Annotated in this window: 6 protein-coding genes, 1 tRNA gene and 1 pseudogene; 5 read left to right on the top strand and 3 right to left on the bottom strand. The window is 69.4% G+C overall.

Features of this window, described 5'->3' with window-relative positions; all coding sequences use genetic code 11:
• Positions 1–155, top strand: a pseudogene (locus ACFFCN_RS18080) (ArsA family ATPase); the annotation flags it as partial.
• 44 nt (positions 156–199) lie between these two features.
• On the top strand, positions 200–2,650 hold the full coding sequence (locus tag ACFFCN_RS18075; RefSeq protein ID WP_375493930.1) for a transglycosylase domain-containing protein: 2,451 nt from the start codon (positions 200–202) through the stop codon (positions 2,648–2,650).
• 57 nt (positions 2,651–2,707) lie between these two features.
• Here the strand turns inward: ACFFCN_RS18075 and ACFFCN_RS18070 are convergent, their stop codons facing one another.
• Positions 2,708–3,166, bottom strand: coding sequence for a GatB/YqeY domain-containing protein (locus ACFFCN_RS18070; protein WP_375493929.1), 459 nt, complete (start codon positions 3,164–3,166; stop codon positions 2,708–2,710).
• 49 nt (positions 3,167–3,215) lie between these two features.
• Between ACFFCN_RS18070 and ACFFCN_RS18065 the strand changes: the two genes are divergently transcribed.
• The 3 genes from ACFFCN_RS18065 to def all read left to right on the top strand — a co-directional run bounded on the left by ACFFCN_RS18065 (position 3,216) and on the right by def (position 4,976).
• A complete protein-coding gene (locus ACFFCN_RS18065; protein WP_375493927.1) occupies positions 3,216–4,112 on the top strand; it encodes a metallophosphoesterase in 897 nt (298 codons plus the stop codon).
• Between the two features lie 62 nt (positions 4,113–4,174).
• Positions 4,175–4,248: transfer RNA gene (locus ACFFCN_RS18060), tRNA-Pro, on the top strand.
• Between the two features lie 206 nt (positions 4,249–4,454).
• Positions 4,455–4,976, top strand: a complete 522-nt coding sequence (gene def, locus ACFFCN_RS18055; RefSeq protein ID WP_375493925.1) for a peptide deformylase — start codon at positions 4,455–4,457, stop codon at positions 4,974–4,976.
• A 119-nt stretch (positions 4,977–5,095) separates the two neighbouring features.
• Here def and ACFFCN_RS18050 read toward each other — a convergent pair whose 3' ends face one another.
• Together ACFFCN_RS18050 and ACFFCN_RS18045 are read right to left on the bottom strand one after the other, a co-directional pair.
• On the bottom strand, positions 5,096–6,115 hold the full coding sequence (locus ACFFCN_RS18050; protein ID WP_375493923.1) for an aspartate-semialdehyde dehydrogenase: 1,020 nt from the start codon (positions 6,113–6,115) through the stop codon (positions 5,096–5,098).
• Positions 6,112–6,991: aspartate kinase (locus tag ACFFCN_RS18045; RefSeq protein WP_375493921.1), on the bottom strand; the 880-nt coding region annotated here is incomplete at its 5' end. The genes ACFFCN_RS18045 and ACFFCN_RS18050, both read right to left, overlap by 4 nt.

Genomic DNA, 6,991 nt, shown 5'->3' with positions numbered 1-6,991 from the left:
CGGAGGTCGCGGCCGTCGCCGAACACGACGCGCGGATGACGAAGCGGTTCGCCGAGGCGCACCCGTCGGTGGCGCTGGTCAGCGTCCCGGCGCTGCCGGCCGACGTCCACGACCTCGACGGGCTGCGGACGATCGGCACCCTGCTCGGTACCTGAGATCACGCCGCGCCCGTCCGGCGCGGCCCGTACCCTGATGCACCGTGGCGTCCGATTTCGACCGACCGAGCCGCTGGCCCACCGTAGGCAAGCTGCTGCTCGCGCTTCTCGCGACGGCGGTGCTCGCGTCCGGTATCGCGTTGCCGTACGTGCTGGGCAGCGGGCTGGTGGCCAAGCACTACGCCACCCAGTTCCAGAACACGACCTGCAACCTGCCGGAGACCAAGCCGCCGGAACCGACCACGCTCTACGCGCGTGACGGCAGCACCGTCCTGGCCCGCGTCTTCACCCAGGACCGCATCCCCGTCTCCCTGAGCCAGGTGCCGAAGTACCTGCAGGACGCACTGATCGCCACGGAGGACCGGCGCTTCTACAGCCATCACGGTGTGGACCTGCGCGGACTCGTGCGCTCGGCGGTCAGCACGAGCAGCGGCGACACCCAGGGTGGTTCGACGCTCACGATGCAGTACGTCAAGCAGATCCGCTACTACCAGGCCGGCGACAACAAGGCGAAGCAGGCCGCAGCCATCGCGCAGAACGCGCGCCGCAAGATGGAGGACGCGCGCTGCGCGCTCGACATCGAGGGCGCGCGCCACGAGTCGAAGAGCCAGATCCTGGACAACTACCTCAACATTGCGTTCTTCGGCGAGCACGCCTACGGCATCGAGGTCGCCGCGCAGACGTATTTCCACGAGCCCACCAACAAGTTGACCCTGCCGCAGGCGGCGATGCTCGTCGGACTGCTGCGTGCCCCGTCGGCCTACGACCCGTTCGTCAATCCGGCGGCCGCGAAGGAGCGCCGCAACGAGGTGTTGCAGAACCTCGTCACCGACAAGAAGCTGAGCCAGGCCGAGGCGGACCGGGACAAGGCGCAGCCGATCGCGCTGGCGTCGCAGTCGGCACCGCTGGTCAAGCAGGGCTGCGCGAACACGGACACGAAGATCCCGAACTCGGCGTTCTTCTGCGACTACACCGTCAACTGGCTCACAAGCGTCGGCGGGATCAGCCAGACGCAGCTGCAGTCGGGCGGCCTGAAGGTCGTCACGACCATCGATCCGGGCCTGCAGGCCAGCATGCAGAAGCGCATCCAGAAGGCGATCCCGGCCAGCTCGCCGATGACGAGCGTGATGCCGGTCGTCGACCCGAAGACCGGTGACGTGCTGGCGATGGCGTCCAGCAAGACCTACGGCACGAAGGCCGGGCAGACCGAGCAACCGATCTTCACGAAGTACACCGCAGGCGGTGCCTCGACGTTCAAGCTGTTCCCGCTGCTCACCGCGTTGCAGACGGGCATGCCGAAGTCGCTGTCGTTGACGACCGAGGGCAACACCGGGCAGTACAAGGCCCAGCAGTGCCAGACGCCGACGAACGCGCAGAACGGCGACGCGAACGTCCATTACTCGCAGACCGAAACGCTGCAGCAGGCCGCCGCGAACTCCGACAACACATACTTCGTCGGCCTGGCCGACCGGTACTTCGGCTGCCACCTCTCACCGATCACCGACATCATGAGCCAGCTCGGCATGAAGAGCATGAACGAGCCGAGCGACGTCCAGGGCCAGACGTGGACGCAGGCGGTCGTCAACAAGGAACGCGCCCAGCAGCTGGTGCTGGGGTCGATCCCCACCAGCCCGCTGGAGCTCGCCGGCGCGTACGCGGCCGTGGCCGACGGCGGCAAGTACTGGGCGCCGGCGCCGGTCATCGGGATCAAGGACGCCAACGGCAGCGCGGTGACCGTCAAGCGCCCGCAGAGCGTGCAGGTGATCTCGCCGCAGGCAGCGGCCACTGCCGCGCAGGTGCTGACCGGTGACACCCAGTCCGGCGGCACCTCGGCGAAGGTGTTCGCGTCCGCGTACGCCGGCGGCCTGAACAAGGTGGCCGGCAAGACCGGCACCAACCAGGCGTCGAACCAGAAGCAGAACAGCTCGATCTGGTTCGTCGGCATGACACCTGACTACGTCGCGGCCAGCGGGCTGATCAACTTCGACCAGTCGAGCGCACCGTCGAGCGGCTTGCCGGGCGAGAAGAAGGGCGCGGCCTACGGTGACTACGCGGCCAAGGTCTGGCTCGACGCGCTGCAACCGACGCTGAAGGGCAAGAGCTGGACCTGGCAGTCGCCGGACTCGGTCGACGGGGATCAGGTACCCAACATCGGGGGCAAGAGCGAGGCGAAGGCCAAGCAGATGCTCAACGACAAGGGTCTGACGCTGAAGATCCTCGATCCACTGGACGATCTGCAGTGCGCGAGCAACAACACCGCGGGCACGATCGGCTACTACGGTCCGAAGATCGCCGAACAGGGCACGACGGTCACTGCGTGCCTGAGCAACGGCGCGGCGCCGGTCGTCGCGCGGGCCCAACCCACGAGCACGACGCGCAACAGCGGGAACAGCAACAGCGGGAGCAGCAGCCGGCGTCGGTCCGGCAGCCGCCACCGCAACACGCCGCGCAGCGGCCGCAGCTCGTCCAGCCACCACGGCCCCGGACACCACTGACCGGGTTGTGCCGCTTCGACGGCTGCGGTCAGCCGGCAGCCGCCTCGGCGGCTGCGGTCAGCCGGCGCCGAGCTGCCGACGTACCTCCGTGCTGACCCGCTTGCCGTCCGCCCGGCCGGCCACCCGGGGCTGCACGAGCTTCATCACGGCGCCCATCTGGCGGGGCTCGCTGGCGCCGCTCTCGGCGACCGCCGCGCGGACCAGCTCGGCCAGCTCGTCGTCGTCCAGCTGGCTGGGCAGGTAGCGGGCGAGCACCTCGCCCTCAGCGAGCTCGCGGTCGGCCAGCTCGGAACGCCCCGCACCCGTGAACGCCTCTGCGGCCTCGCGACGCTTCTTGGCTTCCTTGGCGAGCACACGCTGCACCTCGTCGTCGGTCAACTCCCGCGCCGTGCTGCCGGAGACCTCCTCGGTGGTCACTGCGGCGAGCGCCATCCGCAGCGTCGCGGTGGTCAGTTCGTCGTGGGCCTTGAGCGCGGTGTTCATGTCTGCGCGCAGCGTCGCCTTGAGCTCGGGCATGACCTGAACGCTACCGAGGCGCCCGGCGCGGTGTCCGTATCCTCGAGGCATGCAGCGCGCCGGAACAGTCGCACGCGCGCTGACCGGGTTGGGCGGCTGCGGCGCCGCTGCGCTGCTGTACGGCACGCTGATCGAGCGCAACGCCTTCGCGGTGCGTCACTTCGACGTACCGGTCCTGCGTCCCGGCAGCGCACCGCTTCGCGTGTTGCACCTGTCGGATCTGCACATCACGCCGGCGCAGCGGCGCAAGCAGCAGTTCATCCGCAACCTGGCGCGGCTCGAGCCCGACCTCGTCATCAACACCGGCGACACGCTGTCCGCCCGCGACGGCGTCCCCGCCGTACTCAACGCGCTGGAACCACTCGCCGCTTTCCCGGCCGTCTTCGTCCCGGGCAACAACGACTACTACGTGCCGCAGCCGAAGAACCCGCTGCGCTACTTCGTGCCCGAGCGCGACAAGCAGCACGGCGAACTGCTGCCCTGGCCCGAGCTAGCGCAGGGCATGGTGCGCGCGGGCTGGACGGACCTCACACACGTACGGACGACGCTCGGCGCGGGCGGCACGAAGGTGGCACTCGCCGGCACCGACGATCCGCACCTGCTGCGAGCCCGCTACGACCTGATCGCCGGGCGCGCGGACGACGATGCGGCGGTGCGCATCGGCGTCACGCACTCACCCGAGCCGTACCTGCTGCAGAACTTCGCCGACGACGGCTACGACCTCGTGCTCGCCGGCCACACGCACGGCGGACAGGTCCGCGTGCCGTTCGGCCCCGCGATCGTCACCAACTGCGGTATCGACCGCGGCCGCGCCCGGTGGTTGCACCAGTGGGACGACCACATGTACTTCCACGTCTGCGCGGGTCTCGGCACCGGGCCGTACACGCCGATCCGATTCGCCTGCCGCCCCGAAGCAACGCTGCTGCGGCTCGTCGCGCGCAGCTGAGCGGCCGCCGCCCGACGGCCAACCCGTGCAAGCGCACCCGTTATGCTGGGCCGGTTGCGACGCGGGGTGTGGCGCAGCTTGGTAGCGCGCTTCGTTCGGGACGAAGAGGCCGCAGGTTCAAATCCTGTCACCCCGACAACGACCGAGTCGTTCGAGACCCCGGCCCGGCTTGCCCGGCTCGGACACGCTTGCGCCCGATCAGCAGCGCAGCGCCGAACACGAGCACGGTGTTCACCAGGGTCGGCCACGGCGCCTCGCCATCGCGGTGATTTTCTGAGCACCCGTCCGCCGACGCGGTCACCAACCACCACTCGGTCGAATGTGCCGCTCTAGGCTTGCCGGGTGACTCAATCGCCGCCCGAGATCCGCGTTGTCGGGGATCCCGTGCTGGCCACCCCCGCACGCGAGGTCACCGAGTTCGACGACGAGCTGGAGAAGCTCGTCGACGACCTGTTCGAGTCGCTCGCCGTCGCCGAGGGAGTAGGACTGGCCGCGCCGCAGATCGGCGTCGACCTCGCCGTTTTCGTCTACGACTGCCCTGACGAGCGGGGTGGACCGGAGCATCACCGCGGCCACGTCGTCAACCCGACGATCGAGGTGAGCGACGAGAAGCAGAGCGGCGACGAAGGCTGCCTGTCGGTGCCCGGTCCGTTCCATGAGCTCGAGCGGGCGCAGCGGGCCACCGTGCGCGGCGTCGACAAGGACGGCAAGCCGGTCGAGGTCAGCGGCACCGGCTTCCTGGCGCGCTGCTTCCAGCACGAGACCGACCACCTGCGCGGCGTCCTCTACATCGACCACCTGCCGCGTAACCGCCGCCGCCGCGTCCTGCGCGACATGGTCCCCTTCGAGTGGAACGCCACCTGAGCTTCGGGCGCCGTCCGTCGCTGCCGCCACCGGCTGGCGCAACACCCGGTTCGAGCTGACCGGAATCGCGGCCGCAAACTGGTCAACTCGGCATGCAAGAAGCGGGAACGGGCGACGACTCAGACGAGCAGCTCGGCGATCTGGACGGCGTTCAGCGCGGCGCCCTTGCGCAGATTGTCGTTGCTGACGAACAAGGCAAGCCCGCGCGTATCGGCCACGCCCGGGTCCTGCCGCACCCGCCCGACGAAGGACGGGTCGGCGCCGGCGGCGTCCAGCGGCGTCGGCACCTCGGCCAGCGCCACCCCTGGCGCGTCGCCGAGCAGCTCGAGCGCCCGAGCCACCGGCAGCGGCCGGTCGAACTCGGCGTTGATCGACAGCGAGTGGCCGGTGAAGACCGGCACCCGCACGCAGGTGCCGGAGACCAGCAGCTGCGGGATGTCGAGGATCTTGCGCGACTCGTTGCGCAGCTTCTTCTCCTCGTCAGTCTCGAACTCGCCGTCGTCGACGATCGAGCCGGCGAGCGGCAGCACGTTGTAGGCGATCGGCCGGACGAATTTCGCCGGCGGCGGGAAGGTGACGGCCTGACCGTCGTGGGTCAGGGCGGCGGCTTTGTCGACCACGGCGCGGACCTGGTCGTCGAGCTCGTCCACGCCGGCGAGCCCGGCCCCGGACACCGCCTGGTAGGTCGACACCACCAGCCGACGCAGCCCGGCGGCGTCGTGCAGCGGCTTGAGCACCGGCATCGCGGCCATCGTCGTGCAGTTGGGGTTGGCGATGATGCCCTTCGGCGCGTCCAACGCACGCGAACCGTTGACCTCGGCGACGACAAGTGGCACGTCCGGGTCCATGCGCCACGCACTGGAGTTGTCGATGACGGTCACGCCCGCGACCGCGAAGCGCGGCGACTGCTCCTTCGACGTCGCACCGCCTGCGGAGAAGATCGCGATGTCCAGCCCGGACGGGTCGGCTACCGCGGCGTCCTCGACCCGGACGTCGACGCCCTCCCACGGCAGCGTCGTGCCGGCCGAGCGCGCGGACGCGAAGTAGCGGATCTCGTCCACCGGGAACGACCGGTCGGCCAACAACCGCCGCACGACGGAGCCGACCTGCCCGGTGGCCCCGACCACGCCAATTCTCATCGGCCCGTACCTCCGTAGACGACGGCCTGTTCGTCGTCGCTGCCGAGCTCGAACGCGTCGTGCACCGCGCGCACCGCGACGTCGAGGTCGGTGTCGCGGCACACGACCGAGATGCGGATCTCCGACGTCGAGATCATCTCGACGTTGACGCCGGCGTCGGACAAGGCGGTGAAGAACCGCGCCGAGACACCCGGGTGCGAGCGCATGCCCGCGCCGATCAGCGACAGCTTGCCGATGTGATCGTCGTAGAGCAGGTCGGTGAAGCCGATCCGTTCCTGCACCCGCTTGAGCGCGTTCAACGCCGTCGGGCCGTCGGTGGCCGGCAACGTGAACGAGACGTCGGTGAGGCCGGTGCCGCCGGTGGCGATGTTCTGCACGATCATGTCGATGTTGATCTCGGCGGCGGCGAGCTCGCGGAAGATCGCGGCGGCCTCGCCCGGCTTGTCCGGCACGTTGACGACGGTCACCTTGACCTCGCTGCGGTCGTGCGCGACGCCGGAAATGATCGCCTGTTCCACGGACAACTCCTCGATCGAACCTTGGACGATGGTGCCGGGCAGCTGCGAGAACGACGACCGCACGTGCATCGGGATGCTGTAGCTGCGGCCGTACTCCACGCTGCGCAGGTGCAGGATCTTGGCTCCGCAGGCGGCGAGTTCGAGCATCTCCTCGAACGTCACGGACGTCAGGCGCTTGGCGTTCGGCACGATCCGCGGATCGGCGGTGTACACGCCGTCGACGTCGGTGTAGATCTCGCAGACGTCGGCCTTGAGTGCAGCGGCGATCGCCACGGCCGTCGTGTCCGCGCCGCCCCGGCCCAGCGTGGTGATGTGCATCGTCTGTTTCGAGAAGCCCTGGCAGCCCGGGAGGATCGCG

The organism is uncultured Jatrophihabitans sp. (assembly GCF_964246335.1).
Taxonomy (GTDB): domain Bacteria; phylum Actinomycetota; class Actinomycetes; order Mycobacteriales; family Jatrophihabitantaceae; genus Jatrophihabitans.
Note: the sequence above shows the minus strand (reverse complement) of the source record. Positions and strands in the feature narration are given on the sequence as shown.

What these genes read in the sequence shown, in the direction of transcription:
- ACFFCN_RS18050 (WP_375493923.1), bottom strand. Translation starts at nt 6,115, where the DNA reads ATGAGAATTGGCGTGGTCGGGGCCACCGGGCAGGTCGGCTCCGTCGTG.
- ACFFCN_RS18065 (WP_375493927.1), top strand. Translation starts at nt 3,216, where the DNA reads ATGCAGCGCGCCGGAACAGTCGCACGCGCGCTGACCGGGTTGGGCGGC.
- ACFFCN_RS18070 (WP_375493929.1), bottom strand. Translation starts at nt 3,166, where the DNA reads ATGCCCGAGCTCAAGGCGACGCTGCGCGCAGACATGAACACCGCGCTC.